The organism is Brevundimonas sp. GW456-12-10-14-LB3, from assembly GCF_059424365.1.
The window spans coordinates 48,681-75,641 of sequence record NZ_JBWKZJ010000013.1 but is presented as its reverse complement, the minus strand read 5'-3'; the positions used below and the strand labels follow the sequence as shown (position 1 = coordinate 75,641).

General features: G+C 65.7%; 38 protein-coding genes and 1 riboswitch. Of the genes, 8 read left to right on the top strand and 30 right to left on the bottom strand.

The genetic code is table 11. The annotated features are described in order from the left end of the window. Positions 1 to 186: 186 nt before the first annotated feature. The 24 genes from AC07XS_RS07805 to metE all read right to left on the bottom strand — a co-directional run bounded on the left by AC07XS_RS07805 (position 187) and on the right by metE (position 14,625). A complete protein-coding gene (locus tag AC07XS_RS07805; RefSeq protein WP_054766908.1) occupies positions 187 to 747 on the bottom strand; it encodes an adenylate kinase in 561 nt (186 codons plus the stop codon). Positions 748 to 780: 33 nt separating this feature from the next. Then, entirely contained in the window at positions 781 to 2,160 is a 1,380-nt protein-coding gene (gene secY / locus AC07XS_RS07800) for a preprotein translocase subunit SecY (protein WP_182713952.1), read from the bottom strand. A gap of 130 nt (positions 2,161 to 2,290) precedes the next feature. Further along, a complete protein-coding gene (gene rplO, locus AC07XS_RS07795) occupies positions 2,291 to 2,884 on the bottom strand; it encodes a 50S ribosomal protein L15 (RefSeq protein WP_054765473.1) in 594 nt (197 codons plus the stop codon). A 173-nt stretch (positions 2,885 to 3,057) separates the two neighbouring features. Continuing rightward, a complete protein-coding gene (gene rpmD, locus AC07XS_RS07790) occupies positions 3,058 to 3,246 on the bottom strand; it encodes a 50S ribosomal protein L30 (RefSeq protein ID WP_054765472.1) in 189 nt (62 codons plus the stop codon). A 3-nt stretch (positions 3,247 to 3,249) separates the two neighbouring features. Continuing rightward, positions 3,250 to 3,858: a 30S ribosomal protein S5 gene (rpsE, locus tag AC07XS_RS07785; RefSeq protein ID WP_182713951.1), complete on the bottom strand. Its 609-nt coding sequence runs from the start codon at positions 3,856 to 3,858 to the stop codon at positions 3,250 to 3,252. Between the two features lie 12 nt (positions 3,859 to 3,870). Beyond that, positions 3,871 to 4,227 carry a 50S ribosomal protein L18 gene (rplR, locus tag AC07XS_RS07780; protein ID WP_182713950.1) on the bottom strand — a complete coding sequence of 119 codons (357 nt, stop codon included), beginning with the start codon at positions 4,225 to 4,227 and terminating at the stop codon, positions 3,871 to 3,873. A 3-nt stretch (positions 4,228 to 4,230) separates the two neighbouring features. Further along, a complete protein-coding gene (rplF, locus tag AC07XS_RS07775) occupies positions 4,231 to 4,764 on the bottom strand; it encodes a 50S ribosomal protein L6 (protein ID WP_054765469.1) in 534 nt (177 codons plus the stop codon). A 1-nt stretch (position 4,765) separates the two neighbouring features. Beyond that, positions 4,766 to 5,164 (bottom strand): 30S ribosomal protein S8, encoded by a 399-nt coding sequence (rpsH, locus tag AC07XS_RS07770; RefSeq protein WP_054765468.1) that lies wholly within the window; start codon positions 5,162 to 5,164, stop codon positions 4,766 to 4,768. A gap of 15 nt (positions 5,165 to 5,179) precedes the next feature. After that, a complete protein-coding gene (rpsN, locus tag AC07XS_RS07765) occupies positions 5,180 to 5,485 on the bottom strand; it encodes a 30S ribosomal protein S14 (RefSeq protein WP_054765467.1) in 306 nt (101 codons plus the stop codon). A gap of 19 nt (positions 5,486 to 5,504) precedes the next feature. Continuing rightward, positions 5,505 to 6,065 (bottom strand): 50S ribosomal protein L5, encoded by a 561-nt coding sequence (gene rplE, locus AC07XS_RS07760; RefSeq protein ID WP_054765466.1) that lies wholly within the window; start codon positions 6,063 to 6,065, stop codon positions 5,505 to 5,507. Next, on the bottom strand, positions 6,065 to 6,373 hold the full coding sequence (rplX, locus tag AC07XS_RS07755) for a 50S ribosomal protein L24 (protein ID WP_054765465.1): 309 nt from the start codon (positions 6,371 to 6,373) through the stop codon (positions 6,065 to 6,067). Before rplX ends, rplE begins: the two co-directional genes overlap by 1 nt. Positions 6,374 to 6,375: 2 nt before the next feature. Beyond that, positions 6,376 to 6,744, bottom strand: a complete 369-nt coding sequence (gene rplN, locus AC07XS_RS07750) for a 50S ribosomal protein L14 (RefSeq protein WP_003164378.1) — start codon at positions 6,742 to 6,744, stop codon at positions 6,376 to 6,378. Positions 6,745 to 6,762: 18 nt separating this feature from the next. Next, on the bottom strand, positions 6,763 to 7,005 hold the full coding sequence (gene rpsQ / locus AC07XS_RS07745) for a 30S ribosomal protein S17 (RefSeq protein ID WP_054765464.1): 243 nt from the start codon (positions 7,003 to 7,005) through the stop codon (positions 6,763 to 6,765). 10 nt (positions 7,006 to 7,015) lie between these two features. Next, entirely contained in the window at positions 7,016 to 7,213 is a 198-nt protein-coding gene (gene rpmC / locus AC07XS_RS07740) for a 50S ribosomal protein L29 (protein ID WP_054765463.1), read from the bottom strand. After that, positions 7,213 to 7,653: a 50S ribosomal protein L16 gene (gene rplP, locus AC07XS_RS07735; protein ID WP_054765462.1), complete on the bottom strand. Its 441-nt coding sequence runs from the start codon at positions 7,651 to 7,653 to the stop codon at positions 7,213 to 7,215. The genes rpmC and rplP overlap by 1 nt, the downstream gene beginning before the upstream one ends. A 3-nt stretch (positions 7,654 to 7,656) precedes the next feature. Continuing rightward, a complete protein-coding gene (rpsC, locus tag AC07XS_RS07730) occupies positions 7,657 to 8,412 on the bottom strand; it encodes a 30S ribosomal protein S3 (RefSeq protein WP_054765461.1) in 756 nt (251 codons plus the stop codon). Beyond that, positions 8,412 to 8,792, bottom strand: a complete 381-nt coding sequence (rplV, locus tag AC07XS_RS07725; RefSeq protein ID WP_054765460.1) for a 50S ribosomal protein L22 — start codon at positions 8,790 to 8,792, stop codon at positions 8,412 to 8,414. Before rplV ends, rpsC begins: the two co-directional genes overlap by 1 nt. Before the next feature lie 3 nt (positions 8,793 to 8,795). Then, entirely contained in the window at positions 8,796 to 9,074 is a 279-nt protein-coding gene (gene rpsS / locus AC07XS_RS07720; protein WP_007442184.1) for a 30S ribosomal protein S19, read from the bottom strand. Between the two features lie 2 nt (positions 9,075 to 9,076). Continuing rightward, positions 9,077 to 9,913 (bottom strand): 50S ribosomal protein L2, encoded by an 837-nt coding sequence (rplB, locus tag AC07XS_RS07715; RefSeq protein ID WP_054765459.1) that lies wholly within the window; start codon positions 9,911 to 9,913, stop codon positions 9,077 to 9,079. Between the two features lie 4 nt (positions 9,914 to 9,917). Further along, on the bottom strand, positions 9,918 to 10,220 hold the full coding sequence (locus AC07XS_RS07710) for a 50S ribosomal protein L23 (protein WP_054765458.1): 303 nt from the start codon (positions 10,218 to 10,220) through the stop codon (positions 9,918 to 9,920). Further along, the gene (gene rplD, locus AC07XS_RS07705) at positions 10,220 to 10,858 is read right to left on the bottom strand and encodes a 50S ribosomal protein L4 (RefSeq protein WP_152949958.1); all 639 of its coding nucleotides are present in this window, start codon (positions 10,856 to 10,858) and stop codon (positions 10,220 to 10,222) included. The genes AC07XS_RS07710 and rplD overlap by 1 nt, the downstream gene beginning before the upstream one ends. Beyond that, a complete protein-coding gene (rplC, locus tag AC07XS_RS07700; protein ID WP_054765456.1) occupies positions 10,858 to 11,610 on the bottom strand; it encodes a 50S ribosomal protein L3 in 753 nt (250 codons plus the stop codon). The genes rplD and rplC overlap by 1 nt, the downstream gene beginning before the upstream one ends. A 20-nt stretch (positions 11,611 to 11,630) precedes the next feature. Continuing rightward, complete coding sequence (rpsJ, locus tag AC07XS_RS07695) at positions 11,631 to 11,936, bottom strand: 30S ribosomal protein S10 (protein ID WP_003164367.1); 306 nt, start codon at positions 11,934 to 11,936, stop codon at positions 11,631 to 11,633. 346 nt (positions 11,937 to 12,282) lie between these two features. Beyond that, on the bottom strand, positions 12,283 to 14,625 hold the full coding sequence (metE, locus tag AC07XS_RS07690) for a 5-methyltetrahydropteroyltriglutamate--homocysteine S-methyltransferase (RefSeq protein WP_182713949.1): 2,343 nt from the start codon (positions 14,623 to 14,625) through the stop codon (positions 12,283 to 12,285). A 110-nt stretch (positions 14,626 to 14,735) separates the two neighbouring features. Beyond that, a riboswitch (cobalamin riboswitch) is annotated at positions 14,736 to 14,937 on the bottom strand. A gap of 252 nt (positions 14,938 to 15,189) precedes the next feature. On the opposite strand from metE, the gene AC07XS_RS07685 reads away from it, so the two are divergent. Continuing rightward, a complete protein-coding gene (locus AC07XS_RS07685; RefSeq protein ID WP_182713948.1) occupies positions 15,190 to 15,942 on the top strand; it encodes a porin in 753 nt (250 codons plus the stop codon). 365 nt (positions 15,943 to 16,307) lie between these two features. On the opposite strand, the gene AC07XS_RS07680 is transcribed toward AC07XS_RS07685, so the two are convergent. The 3 genes from AC07XS_RS07680 to AC07XS_RS07670 all read right to left on the bottom strand — a co-directional run bounded on the left by AC07XS_RS07680 (position 16,308) and on the right by AC07XS_RS07670 (position 19,403). Continuing rightward, positions 16,308 to 17,213, bottom strand: a complete 906-nt coding sequence (locus tag AC07XS_RS07680) for a GIN domain-containing protein (protein WP_182713947.1) — start codon at positions 17,211 to 17,213, stop codon at positions 16,308 to 16,310. A 101-nt stretch (positions 17,214 to 17,314) separates the two neighbouring features. Beyond that, entirely contained in the window at positions 17,315 to 18,223 is a 909-nt protein-coding gene (locus AC07XS_RS07675) for a cupin domain-containing protein (RefSeq protein ID WP_182713946.1), read from the bottom strand. A 19-nt stretch (positions 18,224 to 18,242) separates the two neighbouring features. Then, positions 18,243 to 19,403: a GNAT family N-acetyltransferase gene (locus AC07XS_RS07670; RefSeq protein ID WP_182713945.1), complete on the bottom strand. Its 1,161-nt coding sequence runs from the start codon at positions 19,401 to 19,403 to the stop codon at positions 18,243 to 18,245. A 180-nt stretch (positions 19,404 to 19,583) separates the two neighbouring features. On the opposite strand from AC07XS_RS07670, the gene AC07XS_RS07665 reads away from it, so the two are divergent. After that, positions 19,584 to 19,745: a hypothetical protein gene (locus tag AC07XS_RS07665; protein ID WP_182713944.1), complete on the top strand. Its 162-nt coding sequence runs from the start codon at positions 19,584 to 19,586 to the stop codon at positions 19,743 to 19,745. A gap of 38 nt (positions 19,746 to 19,783) precedes the next feature. Next, the gene (locus tag AC07XS_RS07660; RefSeq protein WP_182713943.1) at positions 19,784 to 20,854 is read left to right on the top strand and encodes a L,D-transpeptidase family protein; all 1,071 of its coding nucleotides are present in this window, start codon (positions 19,784 to 19,786) and stop codon (positions 20,852 to 20,854) included. Positions 20,855 to 20,863: 9 nt separating this feature from the next. On the opposite strand, the gene AC07XS_RS07655 is transcribed toward AC07XS_RS07660, so the two are convergent. Both AC07XS_RS07655 and pdxH read right to left on the bottom strand, forming a co-directional pair. Beyond that, a complete protein-coding gene (locus AC07XS_RS07655; protein ID WP_182713942.1) occupies positions 20,864 to 22,459 on the bottom strand; it encodes a carboxylesterase/lipase family protein in 1,596 nt (531 codons plus the stop codon). 87 nt (positions 22,460 to 22,546) lie between these two features. Beyond that, the gene (gene pdxH / locus AC07XS_RS07650; RefSeq protein ID WP_182713941.1) at positions 22,547 to 23,221 is read right to left on the bottom strand and encodes a pyridoxamine 5'-phosphate oxidase; all 675 of its coding nucleotides are present in this window, start codon (positions 23,219 to 23,221) and stop codon (positions 22,547 to 22,549) included. Between the two features lie 119 nt (positions 23,222 to 23,340). On the opposite strand from pdxH, the gene AC07XS_RS07645 reads away from it, so the two are divergent. The 4 genes from AC07XS_RS07645 (at position 23,341) to AC07XS_RS07630 (ending at position 26,171) form a co-directional block, all read left to right on the top strand. Then, entirely contained in the window at positions 23,341 to 24,072 is a 732-nt protein-coding gene (locus AC07XS_RS07645) for a DnaJ C-terminal domain-containing protein (RefSeq protein WP_182713940.1), read from the top strand. Positions 24,073 to 24,142: 70 nt separating this feature from the next. Next, positions 24,143 to 25,228 carry a chorismate synthase gene (gene aroC, locus AC07XS_RS07640; protein ID WP_182713939.1) on the top strand — a complete coding sequence of 362 codons (1,086 nt, stop codon included), beginning with the start codon at positions 24,143 to 24,145 and terminating at the stop codon, positions 25,226 to 25,228. Then, entirely contained in the window at positions 25,228 to 25,641 is a 414-nt protein-coding gene (locus AC07XS_RS07635; protein ID WP_182713938.1) for a GNAT family acetyltransferase, read from the top strand. The genes aroC and AC07XS_RS07635 overlap by 1 nt, the downstream gene beginning before the upstream one ends. 188 nt (positions 25,642 to 25,829) lie before the next feature. Beyond that, a complete protein-coding gene (locus tag AC07XS_RS07630; protein ID WP_054765444.1) occupies positions 25,830 to 26,171 on the top strand; it encodes a VOC family protein in 342 nt (113 codons plus the stop codon). Between the two features lie 10 nt (positions 26,172 to 26,181). Here AC07XS_RS07630 and AC07XS_RS07625 read toward each other — a convergent pair whose 3' ends face one another. Beyond that, on the bottom strand, positions 26,182 to 26,517 hold the full coding sequence (locus AC07XS_RS07625; protein WP_152949937.1) for a hypothetical protein: 336 nt from the start codon (positions 26,515 to 26,517) through the stop codon (positions 26,182 to 26,184). Between AC07XS_RS07625 and AC07XS_RS07620 the strand changes: the two genes are divergently transcribed. Next, entirely contained in the window at positions 26,507 to 26,818 is a 312-nt protein-coding gene (locus AC07XS_RS07620; protein WP_152949935.1) for a hypothetical protein, read from the top strand. The genes AC07XS_RS07625 and AC07XS_RS07620 overlap by 11 nt on opposite strands. The last annotated feature ends 143 nt before the right edge of the window (positions 26,819 to 26,961 follow it).

The window sequence follows — 26,961 nt, the reverse complement described above, 5'->3', positions numbered from 1 at the left end:
GCCGTCCGCCATGGGGGTCCGGGGGGGCCGGCCCTTCACCTGTCCCAGCATCAGGATCAGGGCGATTTCGGCGGCGGCGACCCCGCCGAAGACGGCGAAGGCGCGCCAGCGTCTGCGGGCGCGCCTTCTGTCAGACTGGATCTCGGTTTCAGGCATCCGTTCCCAAACGCCCGAAAACGACTTGGGTCACGCCAGGGCTTCGTCGATCGCCTTGGCGACGGACTCGATCGAGCCCATGCCGTCCGCCTCGGTCAACTTGCCCTGGGCTTCATAATAGGGAAGCAGCGGGGCGGTGTTGCGGTTGTAGGCGTCCAGACGGACCGCGAAGGTCTCCGGATTGTCATCCGGGCGGCCCTGTTCGGCGTAGCGTTTGGCGATCCGCTCCAGCAGGGCGGCGTCGTCGACCTTCAGCCGGACCACGGCGTCGATCTGGGCGCCGCGCTTGGCCAGCATGGCGTCCAGGGCTTCGGCCTGGGCTACGGTGCGGGGGAAGCCGTCGAAGATGGCGCCCCCGGCGGCCTCGGCCTCCGGCAGACGATCCTCGATCAGGGCGATGACGATTTCGTCCGTCACCAGATCGCCGCGCGCCAGCACGTCCTTGACCTTGAGGCCCAGCTCCGAGCCCGAGGCGATGGCGGCCCGAAGCATGTCGCCGGTGGAGAGCTGGATCATGCCCTTCTCTTCCACCAGCCGCTTGGCCTGGGTCCCCTTGCCCGCCGCCGGCGGTCCAAACAGGATCAAGTTCACGCGCAAGTCCTCCCCAGGCGTCTTCTAGTCAACTCAGCGACGGACGGGCGTGGGCGCGCCACGACCGCCGCGACCGCGCAGCTTGGCCTTCTTGATCAGCCCCTCGTACTGGTGCGCCAGCAGTTGGGACTGGATCTGGGCCACAGTGTCCATCGTCACCGACACCACGATCAAGATAGACGTTCCGCCGAAGTAGAGGCTGTTGCCCATCTGGGCGACCATGAACTCCGGCAGCAGGCAGACGGCGGTGATATAGGCCGCGCCGATCACCGTCAGGCGGGTCAGGACATAGTCCAGATATTCGGCCGTGCGCTTGCCCGGACGGATCCCCGGCAGGAAGCCGCCGTATTTCCGCAGGTTCTCGGCCGTGTCCTCCGGGTTGAAGGTGATCGAGGTGTAGAAGAAGCAGAAGAAGATGATCAGGGCGGCGTACAGGGCCATGAACAGAGGCTGGCCGTGGGTCAGTTGCGAGGTGACCAGCGGCAGCCAGCCCAGATAGGACGGCAGGTCCGCATTGGCGGTCAGGCTGGCCACTGTGGTCGGCAGCATCAGCAGGGACGAGGCGAAGATCGGCGGGATGACGCCGGCGGTGTTGACCTTCAGCGGCAGGAACGAGCGCTCGCCTCCCGCCATCCGGTTGCCTTCCTGGCGCTTCGGATACTGGATCAGCAGACGGCGCTGAGCCCGTTCCATGAAGACGATGAAGACCACGGTCGCCACGGCCAGAACGGCGATGAAGAACAGGGCGAAGGCCGACATCTGACCCTGCTGGGCCAGGCCCAGCATCCGGGCGATGGTCGAGGGCAGAACCGCCACGATGCCCGCGAAGATGATCAACGAAATGCCGTTGCCGACGCCGCGCGCCGTCACCTGCTCGCCCAGCCACATCAGGAACATGGTGCCGCCCGTCAGGGTCACGACGGTCGAGACCAGGAAGAAGATCCCCGGATTGTCGACCAGACCCGGCTGGGCGTTCAGACCCGCCGCGATGCCCAGCGACTGGGCCAGGGCCAGGAAGACCGTCAGATAGCGGGTGTACTGGTTCAGCTGCTTGCGGCCGCTCTCCCCGCCTTCCTTCTTCAGCTTCTCCCAGGGCGGATACACCGTGCCCATCAGCTGCACGATGATCGACGCCGAGATATAGGGCGCGACGTTCAGCGCGAAGATGGCCATCCGCTCGACCGCGCCGCCCGAGAACATGTTGAACATGTCCAGGATGCCGCGCTGACCCGAGGGGTCCTGGAAGAACTGCAGGAAGGCCTGCGAGTTGATGCCCGGGATCGGCACATAGGTGCCGATGCGATAAACCAGCAAGGCGCCCAGCGTGAACAGCAGGCGCTTGTGCAGCTCGGTCGCTTTGGCGAACGAGCCCATGTTCATATTGGCGGCGAGTTGTTCTGCGGCCGAAGCCATTATGCGTCCCCACGACTGACTGAGTCGTCAGATAGGCGGAAAGCGGCCCTCATGCGAGGGCCGCTTCCGTTGTTTCGTCGTCGCAGGTGTATTCAGGCCACGGCCTATACGCGCCGCGACGACGCGTTGTTCAGGCCTTGGAAGCGGCGCGCTTGGCGCGGGCCGAGACCTTGTTGGCGTCGCCCTTGGGCGCCTTGGGGGCCGGAGCCTTGCCCTTGGCGGCGTTGCGCTTCTCGACGCGGGCCGCAGCCTTGGCTTCGGCTTCGATACGCTGTTCGACGACCGACCCGCCCGCGGCTTCGATGGCCTTCTTGGCGCCGGCCGTGGCCGACCAGACGACCAGGTTCAGCTTGGCCTTGATTTCGCCGGTGCCCAGCAGACGGACGCCGTCCTTGACGCGGCGGATCACGCCGGCGGCGACCAGGGCTTCACCCTTGATCTCGGCCGAGGCGTCCAGCTTGCCGGCGTCGATGGCGTCTTGCAGACGCCACAGGTTCACTTCGGCCAGCTTCAGGGCGTTCGGGTTGTTGAAGCCGCGCTTGGGCATGCGCATGTACAGCGGCATCTGGCCGCCTTCGAAGCCCAGCAGGCTGACGCCGGTCCGCGACTTCTGCCCCTTGACGCCGCGGCCCGAGGTCTTGCCCTTGCCGGAGCCGGGGCCGCGGCCCACGCGCATGCGCTTCTTGTGCGCGCCTTCGTTATCGCGGATTTCGTTCAGTTTCATGTGCCTGATCCTTTCGGGTGCTAGCGCCCGGACATTCGTCCGGACTCGGCTTGGAAAAAGAAAGTGGCGAGTGGCGAGTGATGAGTGGCGAGTCAAGAGAAATCGGTTGAACCGACACCCGGACTACTCGTCACTCGCCACTCATCACTCGCCACTTAGCGTAGCGAACAGTCTTACTTCTCGACCACTTCCACCAGGTGGTGGACCTTGGCGATCATGCCGCGAACCGAAGGGGTGTCCTCCAGGGTCGCTTCACGACCCATGCGGTTCAGGCCCAGGCCCACCAGGGTGGCGCGCTGGTCGTTCTTGCGGCGGATCGGCGAGCCGATCTGCTTGATGGTGACGGTCTTCTTCTCGGCCATGACTTAGGACTCCACGGCTTCGGGCGCCGAGGCGCCGTCGTTGCGACGACCCATCAGATCCGCGACCTTCTTGCCGCGCTTGGACGCGACCTGACGGGGCGACGACTGAACCTTCAGGGCTTCGAACGTCGCACGGATCATGTTGTAGGGGTTCGACGAACCGGTCGACTTGCCCACGACGTCCTGGACGCCGAGGGTTTCGAGGACCGCACGCATCGGACCGCCCGCGATGACGCCGGTGCCGGGAGGGGCCGCGCGCATCATGATCTTGCCGGCGCCCCAACGGCCGTTGCCGTCGTGGTGCAGGGTGCGGTTCTCGCGCAGAGGCACGCGGATCATCGTCTTCTTGGCTTCTTCGGTCGCCTTGCGGATGGCTTCCGGCACTTCGCGCGCCTTGCCGTGACCGAAGCCGACGCGACCCTTGCCGTCGCCGACGACCATCAGGGCGGCGAAGCTGAAACGACGGCCGCCCTTAACGGTGGCGGCGACGCGGTTGATGTGCACCAGCTTCTCGATGATGTCCGATTCCGGACCCTCGGCGGCGGGAGCGTTGCGGTTGTCACGACGGTTGCGATCGTTGCCGCCGCCGCCGCGTTGGGGTTGTTGCGCCATCTGTCGCGTCCCTTAGAAGTTCAGGCCGGCTTCACGCGCGGCTTCCGCCAGCGCCTTCACCCGTCCGTGATAGATGTACTCGCCCCGGTCGAAGACGACGTCCTTGACGCCCTTCTCGATGGCGCGCTCGGCGATCAGCTTGCCGATGGCGGTGGCCGCGGCGATGTCCGAACCCTTGGAGCCCTTGCCGCCTTCCAGCGACGAAGCCGCGGCGATCGTCACGCCCTGGGCGTCGTCGATGATCTGGGCCGAGATGTTCTTGTCCGAACGATAGACCGACAGACGCAGGCGACCGTTGGCGACAGCCTTCAGGCGACGGCGCGTGCGCTCGGCGCGGCGCTTGGCTTGTTGTCGAAGAGAAAGAGCCATGACTTACTTCTTCTTGCCTTCCTTGCGACGCACGGTCTCGCCGGCGTAACGGACGCCCTTGCCCTTGTAGGGCTCCGGCGGACGCAGCTTGCGGATGACCGCGGCGATCTGACCGACGGCCTGCTTGTCCGCGCCCAGGATCTTGATCTCGGTCTGCTTCGGAACAGCAAAGCTGACGCCGGCCGGCGGGTCGATGTCGACTTCATGCGAGAAGCCGAGCTGCAGCGACAGGGCGTTGCCCTTCATCGCGGCGCGGTAACCCACGCCGACCAGTTCCAGCGACTTCTCGAAGCCGGTGGTGACGCCGGTGACCATGTTGTCGACCAGGGTGCGCGACAGACCCCACATGGCGCGACCGCGCTGGGTGTCGGTCCGCAGGCCCAGCGACAGCTCGTCGCCTTCGTGCTTGACTTCGATTTCTTCGGCGACGGTCCAGGAGCGTTCGCCCTTCGGACCCTTCACCGAGACGGTTTGGCCGTCGAGCGTGACCGTCACGCCCTTCGGCACTGCGATGGTTTTCTTGCCAATACGGGACATATCAGTAGACCCTGCAGAGGACTTCGCCGCCGACATTGGCGTCGCGAGCGGCGGCGTCGGACATGACGCCCTTCGAAGTCGAGAGGATCGAGATGCCGAGGCCGTTCTTGACGGGCTTCAGATCGCCGATCGCGGAGTAGACGCGGCGGCCCGGCTTGGACACGCGCGCGATCTCGGCGATGACGGGCTGACCGTCGAAATACTTCAGCTCGATCTCGAACTGCGGAAACTCACCCGGGTTCTGAACCAGGTTGTAGCCGCGGATGTAGCCCTCGTCCTGCAGCACGTCGAGGACGCGCTGGCGCAGACGGGAAGCGGGGGTCAGCACCTTGGAACGCTTGCGGGTCGCCGCGTTCTTGATGCGAGCGATCATGTCGCTCAGGGGATCGTTGATCATCATGTCTCTTCGCTCCCCTTACCAGCTGGACTTGGTCAGGCCCGGGATCTGACCCAGGTTGCCAAGCTCACGCAGCGCGATCCGGCTCATCTTGAGCTTGCGATAGAACGCACGCGGACGACCGGTCACTTCGCAACGGTTGCGAATGCGGCTCGGCGCGGAGTTGCGCGGCAGTTCAGCCAACTTCAGGCGCGCGGCGAAGCGCTCCTCAAGCGGCAGGTTTTCGTCGTTGGCGGTCGCCTTCAGGGCGGCCCGCTTCGCGGCATACTTCGCAACCAGGGCCTTGACGGCTTCGTTGCGGTTTACGGCGCTCTTTTTAGCCATTGTGCTCTTCCCTTCCCGCTCAGTTCTTCAAGAACGGGAACTTGAACTCGGTGAGGAGAGCCTTGGCTTCCTCATCGGTCTTGGCCGTGGTGCAGACGACAATGTCCATGCCCCACATCTGGTCGATCTGGTCGTAATTGATTTCCGGGAACACGATGTGCTCCTTCAGACCGGTGGCGTAGTTGCCGCGACCGTCGAAGGACGTGCCCTTCAGACCGCGGAAGTCCTTCACGCGCGGCAGCGCGATCGTGATGAACCGGTCCAGGAACTCGTACATCTGGTCGCCGCGCAGGGTGACCTTGCCGCCGATGACCATGCCTTCGCGCAGCTTGAAGCCGGCGATGGAGTTACGGGCCTTGGTGGCGACGGCCTTCTGACCGGCGATGGCCGTCAGATCCTTGAGGGCCGCATTGGCCTTCTTGGAGTCGGCGACGGCTTCGCCGATGCCCATGTTCAGGACGATCTTGTCCAGCTTGGGCACCTGCATTTCGTTCGTATAGCCGAACTTGGCCTTCATCTCCGCACGGATGCGGTTCTGATACTCGGCCTTCAGCCGGGGGGTGTATTTCTCGGTAGCCATCAGATGACGTCTCCCGTCGTCTTGGCGAAGCGGACCTTCTTGTCCCCTTCGATCCGGAAGCCGACGCGGGTCGCCTTGCCGTTGGCGTCGGCGATCGCGACGTTCGACAGGTGAAGCGAGGCTTCCTTGTTCTTGATGCCGCCCTGCGGGTCAGCCTGGCTCGGACGCGTGTGGCGCTGAACCATGTTGACGCCTTCCACGACGACGCGGTTTTCGGAGGGCAGGACCTTCAGCACATTGCCCGTGCGGCCCTTGTCCTTGCCGGTGAGGACGACGACGCGGTCGCCCTTCTTGATCTTGGCGGCCATGGTTACAGGACCTCCGGAGCCAGCGAGATGATCTTCATGTGGTTCTTGGCGCGCAGTTCGCGGGGAACCGGGCCGAAGATCCGCGTGCCGACGGGCTCGTTCTGCTTGTTGACGATGACGGCGGCCGACTTGTCAAAACGAATGACCGAGCCGTCCTTGCGTTGGATGTCCTTGGCGGTGCGCACGACGATGGCGCGCACGACGTCGCCCTTCTTCACGCGGCCGCGCGGAATGGCTTCCTTCACGGAGGCGACGATAGTGTCGCCGATCGAGGCGTAGCGGCGCTTGGAGCCGCCCAACACCTTGATGCACATGACCCGGCGGGCGCCCGAATTATCGGCCACTTCCAGGTTAGTTTGCATCTGGATCATAAGATCAGATCCTTCTGATTACGAGGCGGAGGCGTTGGAAAGGACTTCCCAGCGCTTCAACTTGGACTTGGGGGCGCACTCGACGATGCGAGCGACGTCGCCGACTTTGAGCGCGTTGGCTTCGTCGTGGGCGTGGTACTTCTTGGACGACCGGACGGTCTTCTTCAGAAGCGGGTGCAGCAGGGTGCGCTCCACCTTCACGACGACGGTCTTGTCGCCCTTGTCGGACACGACGACGCCTTCAAGAATTCGCTTGGGCATATTCGTTTCCTTACGAGGCCGCACGCTTCTCGCGCAGGAGCGTCGAGATGCGGGCGATGTCTTTGCGCACTTCACCCACGCGGTGGGTTTTCTCCATCTGGCCGGTGGCCGCCTGGAAACGCAGGTTGAACTGTTCCTTCTTGAGCTTCAGCAGCTCGTCGGCCAGCTGGTCGGTCGTTTGCGACCGCAGATCGGCGATCTTGGTCATTAGGCGGCTTCCTCAACTTGGGCGATGCCGGCGTCGATGCGGGTCACCACCTTGGTGCGGACCGGCAGCTTGGCGGCGCCGAGACGGAGCGCCTCGCGGGCGACCTCGTCCGACACGCCGTCGATTTCGAACAGGATGCGGCCGGGGTGGCAGCGCGCCGCCCAATAGTCCACCGCGCCCTTGCCCTTACCCATCCGGACTTCGGCCGGCTTGCCCGTGACGGGCAGGTCGGGGAAGACGCGGATCCAGACGCGGCCCTGACGCTTCATCTGGCGGGTGATCGCGCGGCGGGCCGCTTCGATCTGACGCGCCGTGATGCGTTCCGGTTCCAGCGTCTTCAGGCCGTACGACCCGAAGTTCAGCGAGAAGCCGCCCTTGGCCGAGCCGTGGATACGGCCCTTGAAGGCCTTGCGGTACTTGGTCTTCTTCGGTTGCAACATGACTTAGTTCTCACGTCCCCGATCGCGACGCGGACCGCGGTCGCCACGGGGGCCGCCGCGTTCGCGGCCTTCGTTCGAGGACGGACCCGAGGCTTCCTGGGCCCAACGCTTGTCCTGGGCCATCGGGTCGTGCTCGAGCACTTCACCCTTAAACACCCAGACCTTCACGCCGATGATGCCGTAGGTCGTCTTGGCTTCGTAGAAGCCGTAGTCGATGTCGGCCCGCAGGGTGTGAAGCGGCACGCGGCCTTCGCGATACCATTCCATCCGCGCGATTTCAGCGCCGCCCAGACGACCCGAGACATTCATCCGAATGCCCTTGGCGCCCAGACGCATGGCCGATTGCATGGCGCGCTTCATGGCGCGACGGAAGGCGACGCGGCGTTCCAGCTGCTGCGCGATGTTCTCGGCGATCAGCTGGGCGTCGGTTTCCGGCTTGCGGACTTCGATGATGTTCAGGTGAACTTCACCTTCGGTGCGCGCCGAGATGTCCTTGCGGAGCTTCTCGATGTCAGCGCCCTTCTTGCCGATCACGACGCCCGGACGGGCGGCATAGATGGTGATGCGGCACTTCTTGTGCGGGCGCTCGATGATGATGCGCGACACGCCGGCGGCCGACAGGCGTTCCCGCAGCCACTCGCGCAGCTTCAGGTCCTGGTGCAGCAGGCGGGAATAGTCGGCGCCGGCGGCGAACCAACGGCTGTCCCACGTGCGGTTCACGCCGAGGCGCAGACCGACCGGATTGATTTTCTGTCCCATCAGGCGGCCTCGCCGGCTTCGCGGACCACGATGGTGATCTCGCTGAACGGTTTCAGGATGCGCGACGAGCGACCACGAGCGCGGCTCGCGAAACGCTTCATCACCAGGTTCTTGCCCACAAAGGCCTCGGCGACGACCAGGTTGTCGATGTCGAGGTTGTGGTTGTTCTCGGCGTTCGAGATCGCCGAATACAGGACCTTGCGGACGTCGCCGGCGATGCGCTTACGGCTGAATTCCAGCTCGTTCAGCGCCTTCTGAACCGGCATGCCGCGGATCGAGGCGGCGACCAGGTTCAGCTTCTGAGGGCTGATGCGCATGTTGACCTGCTTGGCGCGGGCCTCGGTCGGGCCGACCCGACGAATGTTCTTGGTCTGGGCCATCGGTTACTTCCTTTTGGCCTTCTTGTCCGCCGCGTGACCCGGGAAGTTCCGGGTCGGGGCGAACTCGCCGAACTTCATGCCGACCATCTCTTCCGAGACCGACACGGGAACGTGCTTCTGACCGTTATGGACGCCGAACGTCAGACCGACGAACTGCGGCAGGATGGTGGAGCGGCGCGACCAGGTCTTGATCACGTCCTTGCGGCCCGACGATTGAACGGCGTCGGCCTTCTTGAGCAGATACCCGTCGACAAACGGGCCTTTCCAGGAGGAGCGGGCCATTCTTAGCGAGCCTTCTTCACGTGACGGGTACGGATGATGAACTTGTCCGTAGCCTTGTTCTTACGGGTGCGGGTGCCCTTGGTGTCCTTACCCCACGGCGTTACGGGGGTACGACCACCGGAGGTCCGGCCTTCACCACCACCGTGCGGGTGGTCGATCGGGTTCATGGCGACGCCGCGGACGTGCGGACGCCAGCCCATGTGGCGCTTGCGACCGGCCTTGCCCAGGTTCTGGTTCATGTGGTCGGGGTTCGAAACCGCGCCCACCGTGGCCATGCAGCTGTCCAGGACCATGCGCAGCTCGCCCGAGCCGAGACGGATCTGGGCGTAGCCCTGATCGCGCCCCACCAGCTGGGCGTAGGCGCCGGCCGAACGGGCCAGCTGAGCGCCCTTGCCGGGCTTCATCTCGATGTTGTGGATGATCGTACCCACCGGCATCGAACGAAGCGGCATGGCGTTGCCCGGCTTCACGTCGGTCTTTTCGCCCGCGACCACCGTGTCGCCCGCCTTCAGGCGTTGCGGCGCGATGATGTAGGTCTTCTCGCCGTCCTCATAGGTCACGAGGGCGATGAAGGCCGTGCGGTTCGGATCGTATTCCAGACGCTCGACCGTGCCGACCATGTCCCACTTGCGACGCTTGAAGTCGATCTTGCGGTACAGGGTCTTGGCGCCGCCGCCGCGGAAGCGGACCGCGACGCGACCGCCCTGCCCACGACCGCCCGACTTGGTCAGGCCTTCGGTCAGCGACTTTTCCGGACGGCCCTTGTGGAGTTCCGAACGGTCGACCAGCACGAGGGCGCGACGGCCCGGCGAAGTCGGATTGTAATGTTTCAAGGCCATCTGATCAGAGCCCCGTGGTGACGTCGATCGACTGGCCGTCGGCCAGGGTCACGATCGCTTTTTTGATGTCGACGCGACGGCCGAGGATGCCCCGGAAGCGCTTGGTCTTGCCCTTTTGGACCAGGGTGTTGACCTTGACGACGTTGACTTTGAACAGGCTTTCGACCGCAGCGGCGATCTCGTCCTTGGTCGCCGTGTCGGCGACGCGGAAGACGACCTTGTTCTGCTCGGACAGGATCGTGGCCTTTTCGGTGATCACCGGGGCCAGGATGGTGTCGTAGTGCTTGGCGGTAGGTTGAGCGGCCATTACGCGGCTTCCTTATCGCTGAAGCGGGCTTCGATCGCCTCGACGGCGGCCTTGGTCAGCACCAGCTTGTCGGCCCGCAGGATGTCATAGACGTTCAGGCCGGCGTTCGGCAGCACGTCGATGTGCGGGATGTTGCGGGCGGCCAGACCGAAGTTGGCGTCGACTTCCGGACCCGCGATGATCAGAGCCTTGGTCCAGCCCAGCTTGCCCAGCGTCTCGCGCAGGGCGGCCGTCTTGGCTTCCGTGACCGAGACGCTGTCGACGACGACCAGGTCGCCCGACTTCACCTTGGACGACAGGGCGTGACGCAGGGCCAGTGCGCGGATCTTCTTCGGCAGGGAGAAGCCGTGATCGCGAACGACCGGACCGAAGGCGCGCGAGCCGCCGACGAACTGCGGCGCACGGCGCGAACCGTGACGAGCGCCGCCGGTGCCCTTCTGCTTGTACATCTTCTTACCCGTACGAGAGTTCTCGTTGCGGGTTTGAACCTTGTGCGTGCCGGCGCGGCGCTTGGCCAGCTGCCAGCTGACGGTGCGGGCCAGGATGTCGCCGCGGATTTCGGAGATGCCGAAGACGGCGTCCGAGAGCTCCACGTCGCCGGCAGCCTTGCCGTCGAGTTTGATGACCGAGAGTTTCATTACGCTTCACCGCCTTCGGTCGCTTCAACGGCCGGGGCTTCTTCAGCCGGGGTCTCAGCGGGTTGAGCAGCAGCCTTCGCCGACTTGACGGCGCCCGGGAACGGGGCGTCGGCCGGACGGGCCTTCTTGATGGCGTCGCGAACCTTGACGTAGGCGCCGTCATGACCGGGCACAGCGCCCTTGATCAGGATCAGGCCACGCTCGGCGTCCACGCGGACGACGGTCAGGTTCTGCGTGGTGACGGTTTCGGCGCCGTAGTGGCCGGCCATCTTCTTGCCGGGGAAGGTACGGCCCGGGTCCTGACGGTTACCCGTCGAACCATGCGAACGGTGCGACAGCGACACGCCGTGCGTGGCGCGCAGACCGCCGAAGTTCCAGCGCTTCATGGCGCCGGCGAAACCCTTACCGATGGTCTCACCCTGGATGTCGACCTTCTGGCCCGCCACGAAGTGGTCGGCCGACAGTTCGGCGCCCACGTCCAGCAGACCGTCCGCATCGACGCGGAACTCGGTCACATAGGCCTTGGGCTCGACTTCCGCCTTGGCGAAGGTCTCGCGTTGAGCCTTGTTGGTGTTCTTAGCCTTCTTCGCGCCAGCGCCCAGCTGGAGAGCGACGTAGCCGTCACGCTCCTGGGTACGTTGGCCGACGACTTGGCAGCCGTCGAGCTGCAGCACAGTGACCGGAACGTGCGCGCCGTCATCGGCGAACACGCGGGTCATGCCCAGCTTCTTGGCGATCACGCCCGTGCGCATCGGATCCCGCCTCTTTCTACTTAAATCTTGATCTCGACGTCCACGCCGGCGGACAGGTCGAGCTTCATGAGCGCGTCCACGGTCTGCGGGGTGGGGTCGACGATGTCGAGCACGCGCTTGTGCGTGCGGATTTCAAACTGCTCACGCGACTTCTTATCGACGTGCGGAGAGCGGTTCACGGTGAACTTTTCGATCAGGGTCGGCAGCGGAATAGGACCACGGACAGTGGCGCCGGTGCGCTTGGCGGTGTTGACGATCTCGCGCGTCGAAAAATCGAGGACGCGGTGATCAAAGGCCTTGAGCCTGATGCGGATGCTTTGATCCATATCGGTGCTTACTTCCAATGCGGTCGGAGGACCGCGTCCCTGTGAACCATTTCAAAGACCGAAGGCCTTCGGGCGCTAGGCCCTCAGGGTACGCAAATCCGCAAAAACGATCGGCCCACGCAGTCGCCTGCGAAGGCCGTTAAAGTCCTGGGTCACTGCAAAGAACAGGGTCTCAGGTCGTTCCTGCGAACCGCGTCTGCATCCGGGGATGCACAGCCGGTCCAACAAGAGTGGCGGCTTATGCCTAGCGATTCCGATTTCGTCAAGCGCGGAACCAAGAGCGGCGATAGGATTTTCCGCGCCGGTCGGAGGACGGTCGAACACCGCCTCCGCTGGCCGCAAATGATCAGGCCGCCGCCGTCTCCCCCGCCCTCATGAGCCGCGCCGCCGTCACCATATTGGCGAGCGCCGCCTCAGTCTCGGGCCAAGCCCGCGTCTTCAACCCGCAATCCGGATTCACCCAAAGCCGGTCCTGCGGCAGCTTGCGCGCCGCCGCCTTCAGGAGGGCGGTCATCGCCTCGACCGTGGGGACGCGCGGCGAGTGGATGTCATAGACGCCCGGCCCGATCTCGGCCGGATAGCGGTAGTCGGAGAAGGCGTCGAGCAGCTCCATCCTGGACCGCGAGGTCTCGATGGAGATGACGTCGGCGTCCATGGCTCCGATCGCCTGAATGATGTCGTTGAACTCCGAATAGCACATATGGGTGTGGATCTGGGTTTCGTCTCGCACCCCCGAGGCCGTGATGCGGAAGCTTTCGACCGCCCATTCCAGGTAGTCGTCCCAGTCGGCGCGCCGCAGGGGCAGGCCCTCGCGCAGGGCGGCCTCGTCGATCTGGATGACGGCGGCGCCGGCGGCCTCCAGGTCGATCACCTCATCGCGAATGGCGAAGGCGATCTGGCGGCAGGTCGTGCTGCGCGGCTGGTCGTCGCGCACGAAGGACCAGTTCAGAATCGTGACGGGGCCCGTCAGCATGCCTTTCACCGGTCTGTCGGTCAGACCCTGTGCATAGCGCCACCATTCGACCGTCATCGGCCTGGGCCGCGCGACGTCGCCATAGAGGATGGGCGGGCGCACGCAGCGCGAACCGTAGGACTGCACCCAGGCGGCCTTCGTGAAGACGAAGCCGGACAAGTGCTCGCCGAAGTACTGGACCATGTCGTTGCGCTCGAACTCGCCGTGGACCAGGACATCCAGGCCGAGCGCCTCCTGCCATTTGATCGCTCGCGCGGTCTCGTCGCGCAGCAGGCGGGCGTAGGCCGCATCGTCGATGACGCCTCGCCCGTGATCAGCGCGCGCCTTTCGGATCTCGGCCGTCTGAGGAAAGGAGCCTATGGTGGTGGTCGGATAGGCGGGCAGATTCAGACGCCCCCGCTGAACCTGGCGACGAATTTCAAAGCAGGAGTTTCTGAGCGCCAGGGCGGGGTCGGCATCGGCGGCTCGCGCCTGGACCTTCGGGTCGTTGATGCGCGGCGAAGTGCGACGTGAGGCGACCGAGGCGGTCGAGGCGTCGAGCGCCGCCCTCACCGCCGCGCGGCCTTCATTCAACGCCCGCGCCAGGGTGGCCAACTCGGCCACCTTCTGCACGGCGAAGGCCAGCCAGTCCTTGATCTCGGGGTCGAGCCCGGTCTCCCGCTCCAGATCGATCGGGGTGTGCAGCAAAGAGCAGGACGGGGCGATCACCACCCTGCGCCCGGCCGCGACCAGGGGCTCCACCTTGTCCAGCACGGCGTTGAGGTCGGCCTTCCAGACGTTGCGGCCGTCGATGACGCCGAGCGAAAGCACCTGGTCGGCGCGCGACGCAGACGCGACCTGGGCCAACTGCTCCGGCGCTCGGATCAGGTCGATGTGCAGTCCGTGAACCGGCAGGCGCAGCACGGCCTCCAGATTATTCCCGAGCCCGCCGAAATAGGTGGTCAGCATCAGCTTGATCGGCGGCGTCACATCGGTCAGCACCCGATAGGCGTGATCATAAGCCGCCCTGGCCTCATCGCTCAGATCGGTGACCAGGCAAGGCTCGTCCATCTGGACCCAGGTGGCGCCGGCGCGGGCCAGGGACCGCAGCACCTCGGCATAGATCGGCAGCAGGCGCGGCAGCAGGGTGAGAACGTCAAACGGCTCGCCCCGCGTCTTACCCAGAAGAAGATAAGAGACAGGCCCCAGCAGCACCGGCCGGGTCTCGATCCCCAGCGCCTTGGCCTCCAGATATTCGTCCAGCGCCTTGGTCGAGCCGAGACGGAACACCTGGTCGGCGGTAAATTCAGGCGCGAGATAATGGTAGTTGGTGTCGAACCATTTGGTCATCTCCATGGCCGGCGTCCCCTCGCCGCTCGCATGGGCGTGACCGTGTGCGCACGCCTGGCCGTCGCCCCGTGAACCGCGGGCCATGGCGAAGTAGGTCGCCAGATCGACACGATCCCCGCGCCAGCCGTAGGCGGGCGGCACGGCGCCGACCATGGCGGTCAGGTCGAGCACATGGTCATAGAGAGAGAAGTCGTTGGACGGCACGACGTCGGCCCCCAGGTCACGCTGGCGCGCCCAGGTCAGGCCACGCAGCTGGGCGGCGGCGGACAGAAGGGTCTCGGCGTCGGTCTTGCCGGCCCAATAGGCCTCAAGCGCGGTCTTCAGTTCTCTCTTGGGGCCGATGCGGGGAAAGCCGAGGGTGGCGACCTGGACGGTGTGGCGGGTCATGACGTTCGAAACCTGTGTTGTGGCCAGGCTTCGGACAGGGTCGCGCGGACGCCGACGCGGACGTGCAGGGTCCGGCGGCGCGCATGCGGCCTGACCGGACACCCCGCCGGAGGACGTTATCTGTCGGGGCAGGTCTCCTGGCTCACGGGTCGACGCCTAGGGTCCGGCCTTCCCGGCGTGAACGCCAGTGACACGAGATGGACCTTCGACTCGCCGCTTACAGTTGCGGGGGCAGCGCCGGTTTCCCACCGGCTTCCCTCTTAGCTGCACGTGTTCCGAAGACCACGTGCAGACCACGACGGCTGAGGATGGCCTCACAATCAGCAGGCCGTCAATACATATAAGGATATGCTTATACGATTATGCGATTGCCACAGCTTAACCCTTTGCCTCCAGATGCGCCCACCCCTGACACATTGCGACCACAAGGCGTGGCGGATGGGCAACACGACAGTTTCAAGACACTTACGTAACGACGATTTAATGCTCAGCTTCGTCCGCGCCTGATAGCAGCCGCCCTCCCCGGACCCCCATCCGGGTCGAGACTGCTAAGGACAAAAGAAAATGAAGACGATCCTCCTCGCCACGGCCGCCGCCGCCCTGTTCGCCGCCCCGGCCTTCGCCCAAGACGCCGTCGGCTCGGTCGGCGTGACCTATTCCAACCCCTCGATCGAAGTCGCCGGCAACGATGTCGACGCCGACGTCTGGACCGTGGACGGCACGGTCGCCCTGCCGGCCGCTGACTGGACCGTGACCCTGAACGGCGCCGTCGACTACACCAAGGCCTTCGGTGAAGAAGACGTCACCGGCGTCGCCGCCGCCCACCTGACCAAGATGTGGAGCTCCGACGTCCGCGCCGGCGCCTTCGTCGCCGCCAACGGCATCGGCTCGGGCGATGAGCCGGTCTGGACCGTCGGCGCCGAGGCCCAGAAGTACCTGTCCAACGCGACCCTGACCGGCCTGGCGGCCTACACCACGGCTGATGACGCAGACGCCGACATCTGGACCGTCGGCGGCGACGCCGCCTTCTACGTGATGCCGAACCTGCGCCTGAACGCCGGCGTCAGCTACAACAACGTCGATGTGACCGGCGGCGACGTGGATGCCTGGACCTACGGCGTTGGCGCCGAGTACGAAATCGAGAACACCCCGTTCTCGGTCGGCGCTTCCTACACCCGCGCCGACATCGACTCGCTGGACGTCGACACCTGGTCGCTGGGTCTGCGCTACAGCTTCGGCGGCGGCCTGCAAGCGCGTGACCGCGCCGGCGCCGGCCTGGGCGTTTCCGCCATCACCAGCGTCCTGGGCGCCTTCTAAGCCTGACGGCCTGCTGACTAAAAAGAGCCCCGGCGGACCGATCCGCCGGGGCTTTATTTTACCAGCTGATGAATCCGCAGACGTAGCCAACACAGTTTCTATGTGCCCCCATTGCCAAGCCTAAGCATTGATCCCACTCATAACCGCCCACATCATAAGCCCCGTTACACTCATCGACTCTTTGCTCTAAAATTTGCTCACACATGTTCTCACACGCAAGCGATCCCGCCAAAGTTTGGCTTGGAATTAAAAGAAGACTCAGCGCAAAAACGCCAGAGGAAAGCAATTTTTTGTATCCAGCCATAGAACCCTCCACATGTTGGTACCGTTACGTTACCAACGTTGGCGAGAAATTGCCATCACCCTTAGTTGCAGCGCCCAATTTCCTCGTTTTCTTGATTTCCAATAATTAATCGACCAGATCCTCGAACGGCCTGAGTACGAGCACCTGATAGACATCTAATGCGGACGTCTCCCGAGCCAGAAATCGCAGCATCAGCATTCAGTACTGTAGCATGCACGGTTATATTGCCGCTTCCGCCGATCATAGCGACAAGATTATCTACGGTGCCCGACCTTATCGTAATATTTCCAGAACCACCTATTACGGCATTTACATTTCCAATCACTTCAGAAACATGGATACTACCAGATCCACTGACTGCCCCAGTAAATCGCCTGTTCGATCCGACACTTATATCTGAACTTCCAGACAACGCCACCGTCGCCGATTGTGAAATACCTGCACGCAGCGCGCCTGTGCCAAGAGATTTTAGCAATAACGCTCCGGAGATGTTTGCTATATTCCACAATCCACAACCGGCGTTCTCTAATCTCACGTCGTGCGCGCCGCGCCCTACGGCCCCGAAGACGGCGCCCTCCGCGCTGACGTCCACATCACGCGGGGTGCGCAACACGATCAGCGGCGCCTCTTCCAGACGGACGCGGCCCAGGTTGCGCACCTCAACACTGGCGCCTTCGCCCGGCTGGGCGGCGCCCGCACGTCCGGCGTTGCAGTTGCGGACGTCGCCGCTCCACATCCGGTTGGAACGCAGGCCGCCGTCGATGCGGACGTCCCGTCCCTGACGACGCACCTGGAGCGCGGGCAACCGGGAGCGTCCCTGCGTCACCTCCACGGCGACGTCCTGGCGGTCTTCGACGATGACGACGACGCGCGCGACGGCGTTGCGGATTTCGACTTCGGCGGCCGACGCCGGCGCGGCTGCGGCGCAGGCGGCCAATGCGGCGGCGGCGATCAGAACGGTCTTCATGAGAGCTCCCTTTCCCTGACTATGGGAGAAGGGTGATCGTCCGGCGGGCCGAAGTCATTTTAACTTCAGGTCATGAACCCGAATTAACCCAGCCCATGCTCTCAGGGCCGGATTTCTCCCGCTCCGTCGGCGGCGCCGATCTGGGGTTCGAAGTCGCGTTCGAAATGGGCGATCCGGCTCTTCAACAGTCTGGCGCGCTTCAGGGCCAGAGAGGCCGCCCAGCGGGCCGCCAGCTCGGGCATCCCCATGGCGTCGGTGCAACGCGGGCGTCCGCCGCGGCTGCGAAGGACGGCGTTGGTGAACAGGGCTCCGTTTCGGAAACGCGACGGCCAGGTCTGGAAGTCCATCGACAGGCTGACGCAGAACCGATCCAGATTCTCCACCCTGTGCGGCGCATACAGAGGCCAGGTCAGCGCCCGGCCCGGCTCCAGATCGATGATCTGCGCCTCTCGCTCGAAGGCCAGGTCATAGGGCAGTTCCTCGGTCGTCTGGCGGGCGACCACCTGTTCCATGTTCCGTTCCGGCAATCGCCGCTCGTCGCCGGGATAGACGTAGATCCGCTTGCGCCCCCGCATGTGGAACAGGACCACCCCTGCCGCGTCGAAATGATAGGGCACCCGCGCCTTGGGCGACGACAGGATCAGCTGACCGGCGTTCCGAACGGCTCTAAGACCGGGGTAGGTCGCCTGGATCTTGCGAAATTCGTCCATGGCGGCGGCCCAAAGCTCTGGCCAGCCGGTCTCCACGCTCCGCAAATTGACCCACAGCCGGCCCTGTTTGATGGCCTCCAGCAGGGCCTCGCCGGACAGCCGCCCTCGCGCGCCGGTCCGCAGACTGACCTGCCCCGCCTCGTCATAGTCATACAGGTTGATGTCGAACAGTTCGGCGGGATAGCGATCCAGCACCGTCGCCAGGACCGCATCCTCGGCGAACCCCTGATCGACCAGGGTGTGCGGGTGGTCCGCCGCCTCTGAGATCGGACCGGGATAGCGGGTGCGTCGTTCGTTCATCGGCTTTCCTCGGCTTCGCTTAGACGTGGGCCACGCGGGTCGGGCCTTTGCGCTTGGCCGCCGCCTTGCTCACGGCGGACCGAAGGGCGAAGGCGGCGCCGCGCAACTGGCCAAGGGAGGAGGCTTCGCAGGCCTCGATGGTGGACCAGCGGCGACGCAGAGAGTTGCGCAGGGCCTGCCCCCGTCCTCCGGCTCCGCCCAGGGCGGCCACGGCCGCCTCGCCTAGGCTCCGGCCCAGGCCGGGCCGGATCACCACCGCCTCCCGCACCGTCTGGCGCGCATTGACGAAATACTTCTTGTACCCCTCGCCTTCGAAACCGAAGTCGAAGACGCGGAAGCCGTCCGCCGCCGCCAACCGCATTGTGTCCATGCTCAACAGAATGCCGGGCGAACACCGCGCCAGCCGCGGCTCATAGGCCGGGAACCAGAAGTGGTAATGACGGCCGGCGTGGAGCGAAAACTCCAGCGCCACCAGGCTGTCGCCGGCGTGCATGACGGCCATCGAGGCGCCGAAGTCTTCGTGCCGCGCCAGCATCAGGGCGTGCAGCAGGTCGCGTGTCCATCCGCAGGCGAAGATGTCGTGCAGACCGGATCGACGGTACTGGGCCGCCTTCAGGGCGATCAGACGGTCCAGGAGAACTGGGTCGCGCAGTCCCGCTTCGACGCGGATCGGCCCAAGCTCGGCCTCGAGACTGCGACGGGCGCGCTCCTTGTCCTTGAAATACTTGCCGTAGGTCGATCGCCGCTCGGCGTACCAGGCCTCGTAACCGGGCTCCGACATGGCGACCTGGACCGTTCCTCGCGCCTGCCCCGCTTGGGCGGGCCCCACCCAGCTCGGCACATTAAGCCTTCGCGGGTTCAGCACGCCGGCGACCGCCTCCAGACTGAGCATCTCGTCCTCGGCGGCGATGACGCCGTGGTAGTCGTTCATCGGGGCGCCCAGCGGCTGCACCGCGCCGCCGCGCCTCTGGTGGGGAAAGAAACCCACAATCCGCTCGCCCCGCCGAAACACGGCGACGGCGGCGCCCGGGCAGACGCGGGCGGCGATCTCAGTGAATTCCCACCGGAAATAGGGGCTGGCCAGGGCGGGGTTGGTTAAGGTCCACCGCCGCCACAGGTCGACCGCGGCGGGATCCATCGCCTCCGCCTTCATGATCTCGACCTGCAGCGTTTCCGCCATGACGCCCTCGTGCGACCTCGACAGGCGAGGTCCGTTCCATCACGCCTCCTAACCAATCTCCTGTTTCGTTAGGGTTCACCGGCATGGTGAACGTCTGTTGACGCATGAGGAGGGAGCCGTGGCGCTCCGGATGCGTTGGCTCCGTCTCGGACGCCCCGCGTCTCCTTGGAAATGAAGCCGATGACCGACACCCGCCCCAATGACCGCAAAGTCGAGAATGAAAACCTGCGCCCGGACTCCGACGGCGAGCCGCCGCGCCCGGCGACGGAGCCAAAGGGCGCCGAAGGCTCCAGCAATTCAGGAAAGACGGCGACGGACCCGGCGACAGGGGAAGCGAACTGACCCCGCAGCCATCGTCCCCCGACCTTCCAGGATTATTCATGCCCCCTCGTTTCATTGTCCTGGCGCCAACCGTCGCCGCCCTGACCGTCGCGGGCCTGGCTGTCGCCGCCTGCGATCCCAACGACGACCGGCCGCCCGCCGCCCCCGCAGAGCAGACCGCCCAAGTCGGGGCGCAGGGCCGTCTGTCGCGCGACGCCATCGAGAACACCGCCTATTCCCCGCCGTCGACCGAGGGTGAAGGTGCGAGCCCTGCGGCTCGACCGCAACCGGACCCCGCCCTGATCCGCGCCCAAGTGCTGTTGCAACGCGCCCGCTTCTCGCCAGGCGCCATCGACGGTTTGGAAGGGTCCAACATGCGTCAGGCCGTCTCCGCCTTTCAGAAGGTCCAGGGTCTGCCCGTCAACGGCCGCCTCGACGCCGAGGTCATGGGGCGGTTGCGCGCCGCCAGCCAGGGCGCCGTGACCTCTACCTATGAGATAACCCAACAGGACGTTTCGGCTTCCTATCTCGGCATAGTCCCGACCGAGCTGGAGGCCCAGGGCCGGGCGCCGTCTATGGGCTACGCCAATATCGTCGAAGCGCTGGCCGAGCGCTTTCATGTGACCGAGGACCTGCTGAGGGCCCTGAATCCTGCGGCAGACTTCAACCGCCCAGGCCAGAAGTTGCTGGTTCCCGCGATCAATACGACGCCCTTGGCTGCGGATGTCGAAAGAATTGAGGTGGACAAGGCCCAAGGCGCGGTGCGGGCCTATGGCGCGGACGGGACGCTGCTCGCCTATTTCCCGGCGACGATCGGCAGTCGGGACAATCCCACCCCGACGGGCACGGTCAAGGTCAACGGCGTCGCCCGCAATCCCGACTATGTCTACGACCCGTCAAAGCTCAGCTATGGCGATGTGGATCGCAAGGTGGTCGTGGCCCCCGGGCCCAACAATCCTGTGGGCGTGGTCTGGATCGATCTGAACAAGCCCAGCTACGGCATCCACGGCACGCCGGATCCACATCTGGTCGGCAAGACCGCGTCGCACGGCTGCGTTCGCCTGACCAATTGGGACGCCTGGACCCTGGCCGACAAGGTCAAGCCAGGCGTGACTGTCCGCTTCGTCTAGGTGCTGGACCTAGTGGACGGCGCCGAAGGGCGTCCCGTCCCAGAAGTCGCAGTTGTGACGAGCGAAGAAGGCGTCATCCAGTCGATCGCCCTGGGCCGTAAACACCCGAACCGGCCCCGCGCCCGCCACACGGGGCCATTCAGCGCCGAAATCCTGCTGTCCGAATCCGGCCCACAGGCCCTGCATGCGGAGCGACAACGCCTTCTGCTCTGGCGTGAACCGGTCGACGTCGGCGAAGATCCAACTGGTCCCGAAGACATAGGCCAGTTCGCTGGCGTGATAAGCGCCCAGGTCCAGGCCCACGATCCCGTCGGGCAGGACGAATGGGGCGTCGCGATCCGCGAACTCATATCCCCAGACCGGCGTATAGCGCGACAGCTGACGCCGCAGGGCCTGGGACGGACAGGCGAACCTCTGGTCGGTGAAGTTGGCGGCGATGGCATAGGCCGGGCCATCCGGGCCGACCGGATAGCGGTCCAGCACGCGGGGACCGACATCGCCGTACATCCACAGCGTCTCCTTCTGGTAGCGGTCCATGTCCTTGACCTCATTGGCGAACAGACGCCCCTCGTCCAGATTGGTCCCGACGATGACGGGCACGCGGGTGAACCGCCCTTGGTCGATAGCCAGGGCGGGGTTTTCAGGCACGGTCGCATCGGTGTGCACCGGTCCCCACGACCCTGGGCCGTTGATGCCCGCCCGAACTGACGGCGCCCGCGACAGACGCCAGGCGGGCAAGGCCTTCAGGCAGGCGATCTGATCGGCGCCGGTGCAGCCCAAACGCCGGGCGAAGAGCGGGCCGGAAGCGGCGGCCTCTTCAGCGCTGACCAGAGACGAGGGCTCCAGACAGCCGCCGCTTTGCAGGATCATCCTCTGATAGAGACCCTCGGCCTGGGGCGAGGTCATCAGATAACAGGCGGCCCAGGCGCCGGCGCTTTCCGTGAACAGGGTGACATTGGCCGGGTCTCCGCCGAAGGCGGCGACGTTGCGGTTCACCCATTTCAGCGCCGCCAACTGATCCATCAGGCCGAAGTTGCCGCCGAACCCCTCACCCTCAGCCTGGAACTGAGGATGCGCCAGCCAGCCGAGGGCCCCCAGCCGGTAGTTCAAAGTGACGACCACCCGGTCCTGATCCGCCGCCAGCCGCGACGGATCGTAGTTGGCGCCCGAGCCCACGGTGAAGGCGCCGCCCGGTATATAGACCATGACAGGCCGGCGCCGCTGCGGTTCGCCGGCCGGGGCGTAGATGTTGAGGTAGAGGCAATCCTCTGACCCGACCACCAGACCGCCCCCGCCGCCCAATATCGCCTTGCGCCCTATAGCCTGGGTGCAGTCGGACCCTATGCGGGTGGCGTCGCGCACCCCGCTCCAGCCTTCAACGGGCTGAGGCGCCCGCCAGCGCAGTTCGCCGACGGGCGGGCGCGCGAAGGGCACGCCCAGAAACGCCCGCGCGCCCGCGCCCTCTACGCCCCGAACCGTCCCGGCCTCGGTGGCGGCGAGAACCGGGCGAGCGTCCGGCGCGAACCTGATGGGATAAACCTTGCCCGGATGAACGGCGCAGGCCGCCAGAACGAGGGACGCGAACAGCAGCGACAGCAGACGCATAGAGAACCTTGGCCGTGACGAAGCGACCTTAACGCGCGCGCCCGTGCAAATATCCCTGTGCGAAACGATTCAGTCCCGCAGGACGACCTAGGGCCAAAGGCGCTGTCGCAGCCAGGCGTCGCCGTCGCGGGTGAACTGCAGCCGGTCATGCAGGCGGAACGGCCGGTCGCGCCAGAACTCGACGACATGAGGCGTCACCCGCCAGCCGCTCCACCGCTCAGGACGCGGCACCTCCAGGTCCTGGAAACGCGCAGTCTCGCGCGCGACGGCCGCTTCCAGGCTCTGGCGATCGTCCAGCGGGCGCGACTGGTCCGAGGCCCAGGCGCCGATGCGGCTCTCGCGGGCCCGGCTGGCGAAATAGTCGTCGGCCTCCTGAGGCGTCACCGGTTCGACTGAGCCTCGCACCCGCACCTGACGGCGCAGCGACTTCCAGTGAAAGGTCAAGGCGGCGACCGGCCGCGCCGCCAGTTCGACGCCCTTGGCGCTTTCGCGGTTCGAATAGAAGGTGAAGCCGCGCGCATCGACGTCCTTCAACAACACGATCCGCGCGTCCGGCATGCCGTCGGCGTCCACGGTGGACAGGGTCATGGCGTTGGAATCATTGACCTCATGCGCGCGCGCCTCAGCGAGCCACTCGATGAAGGGACCGATCGGTTCGGTGCGGTCGAACAGGCTTTCGTCGCCGTTGGCGGCCAGGGCGGCGGCGTAGTCGCGAGCGTATTCCTCTCGCGACGGACTGGGCGGGATCACTGGTGCGGTCATGCGCAGGATTTAGACTGTGAAGGAGCCGATGAAAATGATCGGGATCAAATCCCCCCTCCCCGCCGTCCAGATCAAGCTGGTTAACCCGGCGTTGACCCTAAGGCGCGAACGGTAGCGAAATGAGCCCTTCTCATTCCCGATCAGACGCCGATGCGGTTCGTGACGCCCTTTCCACCTTGGGGCTTCAGGACGCCGCCGACGCTGAATCGCTGAAGGCGGCCTTCCGCGCGGCGGTGAAGGCGGCGCGGCCCGACCAGCCTGGCGGAGACGCCGATCGGTTTCGCAGAGTCATCGCCGCCTATCGCCTGGTCCAGGCCTACAGGCCGGGCGACGTCGCGCCGGGGACGCCGGACCGGCCCGCCGCCCCGCCTGTGCTCAGCCTCAGCCCCTTGCAGGCGGTCGCGGGCGCCAAGATTGATTTGCGGCTGGGTGCACGCACGATCCGGGTCGCGGCGCCGCCGGGCCTTCGAACCGGAGAGACGTTGCGACTGCGCGGCGGGGCGGCCGACGGGGCGGACCTTCTCCTGGCGGTGCTGATCCGCCCCCAGGATGGCCTGTCGGTCCTGGGCGACGATCTGTTCATGAGTTGGCCGACGCCTCAGCGCCTGTTGCAGGAAGGCGGCCGGGTCGAGATCGACACCCACGCCGGGACACGCTCCGCCTGGATCACGCCCGACCGTGCGGCGCCGGTCCGCATTCGGCTGAAAAACCTGGGACTGCCGGCGCGCGGATCCCGCCCTCCGGGCCATCTGTTCGTGACCTTGACCCCGTCGTCCGAAACGCGGTCCCCGGCCGAAGACCTGCTGGCGCAGTTCACCCGAGCCTGGACGCCGGAACGGCTGGCGGCCTGAGGGCGCAAAGCACTTCGCGAACCCGGCGTGACGGTTTCGCCGGGCGCCGTCATGCTCTAAGCGTCGCCCTATGTCGCACAACACCTTCGGCCATCTGTTCCGCGTGACCACCTGGGGCGAAAGCCACGGCCCGGCCATCGGCTGCGTCGTGGACGGCTGCCCGCCGCTGATCCCTCTGACCGAGGCCGATCTTCAGCCCTGGCTTGACCAGAGAAAGCCCGGCGGTTCGCGCTTCGTGACCCAAAGACGCGAAAGCGACACCGCGCAGATTCTGTCCGGCGTGTTCGATGACGGCGAGGGCCCGGTGACCACCGGCACGCCCATCTCGATCCTGATCAAAAACGAGGACCAGAGGTCCAAAGATTATGGCGAGATCGCCCGCGCCTATCGTCCCGGCCATGCCGACTTCACCTATCAGACCAAGTACGGCGTTCGCGATCCGCGGGGCGGCGGGCGCTCGTCGGCGCGCGAGACGGCCAGCCGCGTGGCGGCGGGAGCTGTGGCGCGCAAGGTGCTGGGCGACGGCGTCAAGATCCGCGCCGGCGTGGTGCAGATCGGCCCACACCGGATCGCACCGGAAGCCATTGATTTCGACGCCGTGCACGGCAACCCGCTGTTCGCCGCCTCCAGCGCGGTCGTAGCGGAATGGGAGGCCTATCTGGACGAGGTCCGCAAGGCCGGCTCGTCGATCGGCGCCGTCGTCGCCCTGGAGGTGACGGGCGTGCCTGCCGGCTGGGGCGCGCCGCTCTACGGCAAGCTGGATTCCGAACTGGCCGCCGCCCTGATGTCCATCAACGCCGCCAAGGGCGTGGAGATCGGCGCCGGCTTCGGAGCGGCGGAGTTGTCGGGCGAGGACAACGCCGACCAGATGAGGCTGGACCTGAACAAGCAGCCGGTCTTCCTGTCGAACCATGCGGGCGGAGTGCTGGGCGGCATCTCCACAGGACAGCCGGTCACGGCGCGGGTGGCGTTCAAACCCACCTCCTCGATCCTGACGCCACGCCAGACCATCACACGCGACGGCGAAGAGACGGATCTGCGCACCAAGGGCCGCCACGATCCTTGCGTCGCCCTGCGCGCCGTGCCGGTGGTGGAGGCTATGGCCGCCTGCGTGCTGGCCGACGCCTACCTGCGGCACCGCGCCCAGGTCGGGTAATGGACATCCGCCCCATCCGCGATGGGGAAGACGAGGCTGTCATCGCACTTTGGACAGCCTGCGGCCTGACGCGCCCATGGAACGACCCGGTTGCGGACCTGAATCTGGCGAAGGGCGGCGCGACCTCCGCCGTTCTGGTCGCGGCGGACGACGCCGGGATAGGCGGGACCATCATGGTGGGCTTCGACGGCCATCGCGGCTGGGTCTATTATCTGGCGGTCGACCCTGGGCGTCGCCGCACCGGCTTGGGGCGCAGCCTGATGGCGGCGGCGCAAGACTGGCTGATGGTTAGAGGCTCCCCCAAACTTCAGCTCATGGTCCGCAGCGATAACGAAGCGGCTATGGGCTTTTATCAGCGACTGGGCCTGGAGCGGCAGGAGGTGATCGTACTCGGCCGCAGGCTGGACGGCTGACAGGCGTCGCCGTTCGCTCTGTCCTTCGGCTTCTCGTCCTGCCGCATGAGCGCCATCAGGCCGGTTAGACCCGTCGTCATCACGATCATCGCCGAATCCTGCAATTGCGAACCGTTTGCAGGTTTGCGCACATCTGAGCGGTGTGCAAGACGGGTTCGTCGGTGGCGCCGCACTACAGGAGATCAACCGTGCGTGAAGACGGAAAGCTGGACTACCTCGAACTGCCCGCTGCAGACCTGCCCAGGACCAAGGGATTCTACAGTCAGGCCTTCGGCTGGACCTTTGTCGATTACGGCCCGACCTACGCTGCCTTCGATCAGGGGCTGGACGGCGGTTTCGACGCCGACGAGGCGGAACGAACCAGGACGCCTCTACCCGTTCTTTACGCGGACGACCTGGAGGCCATGCAGGCCAAGGTCGAGACGGCCGGCGGCGTGATCCTGAAGCCAATCTACGCCTTTCCGGGCGGTCGTCGCTTCCACTTCGCCGATCCTGCCGGGACGGAGATGGCGGTCTGGTCGGAAAACTGACCCCAGGACGTCAGCGGGCGTCCACCGACTGCGCAATCCTCTCGGCCAAGTCGCGGGCGGCGTCGTCCACACTCGCCACCCAGATATGGATTTCCTGGGGCGCGGACGGCCGCTGGAACAGGTGCTCCAGCGCCTGACGTCGCCCGCCTTCGCTGACCACGACCGAGGCGCGCCCTCCGGCCCGCACCACCTCGCCGTCGTAAATGGGGAATTGCGACGCCGGACCCACATAGATCATGACGAGGGGAAGCCCCCCGGCGGCCCGAACCGAATAGACGGCGGCGTCGGCGCCCGCCGGGGCGCGGGTCAGGATCAGGCTCTGCGGCAGCTCAAGGGTGAAGGGCAAGGCGGCGATAGCGGCGGCGTCCAGGCCTGACAAGCCGACAGGGTTCGCCGACGGCGCAGCGCTGGTCGCCGAAGAGGTCGGCGCGGCCGGCGACGTGACGGCGGGCGTCGTCGCGGGCGTCGGCCGTGGTGGCGGCGTGATCGCCGGTCGCACCGCCGGAGAGGTCGGCGCCGCAGCCGAGGGCTCGGCCCCGATCGCAGCGGACGTTGCGGAGGGCGTCGCGGGCGCGGGCGCGGCGGCCGGCGCACGCCCCGCCGACAGGCTGTTGAGGTCGCGCGTCACAGACGACGCCCCCGACTGAATCGGCGCCGCCCCGGTTTGAGAAGAGGTCGCCGGCGGCTGGGGTTGAGATGCGGTCGTCGGTTTGAAGGGCGGACCGCTGTTCAAATCCCGCGTCAGATCCGACGGCGAGCGCGGTGCGGACGACGCTTCTTGACCGGACAG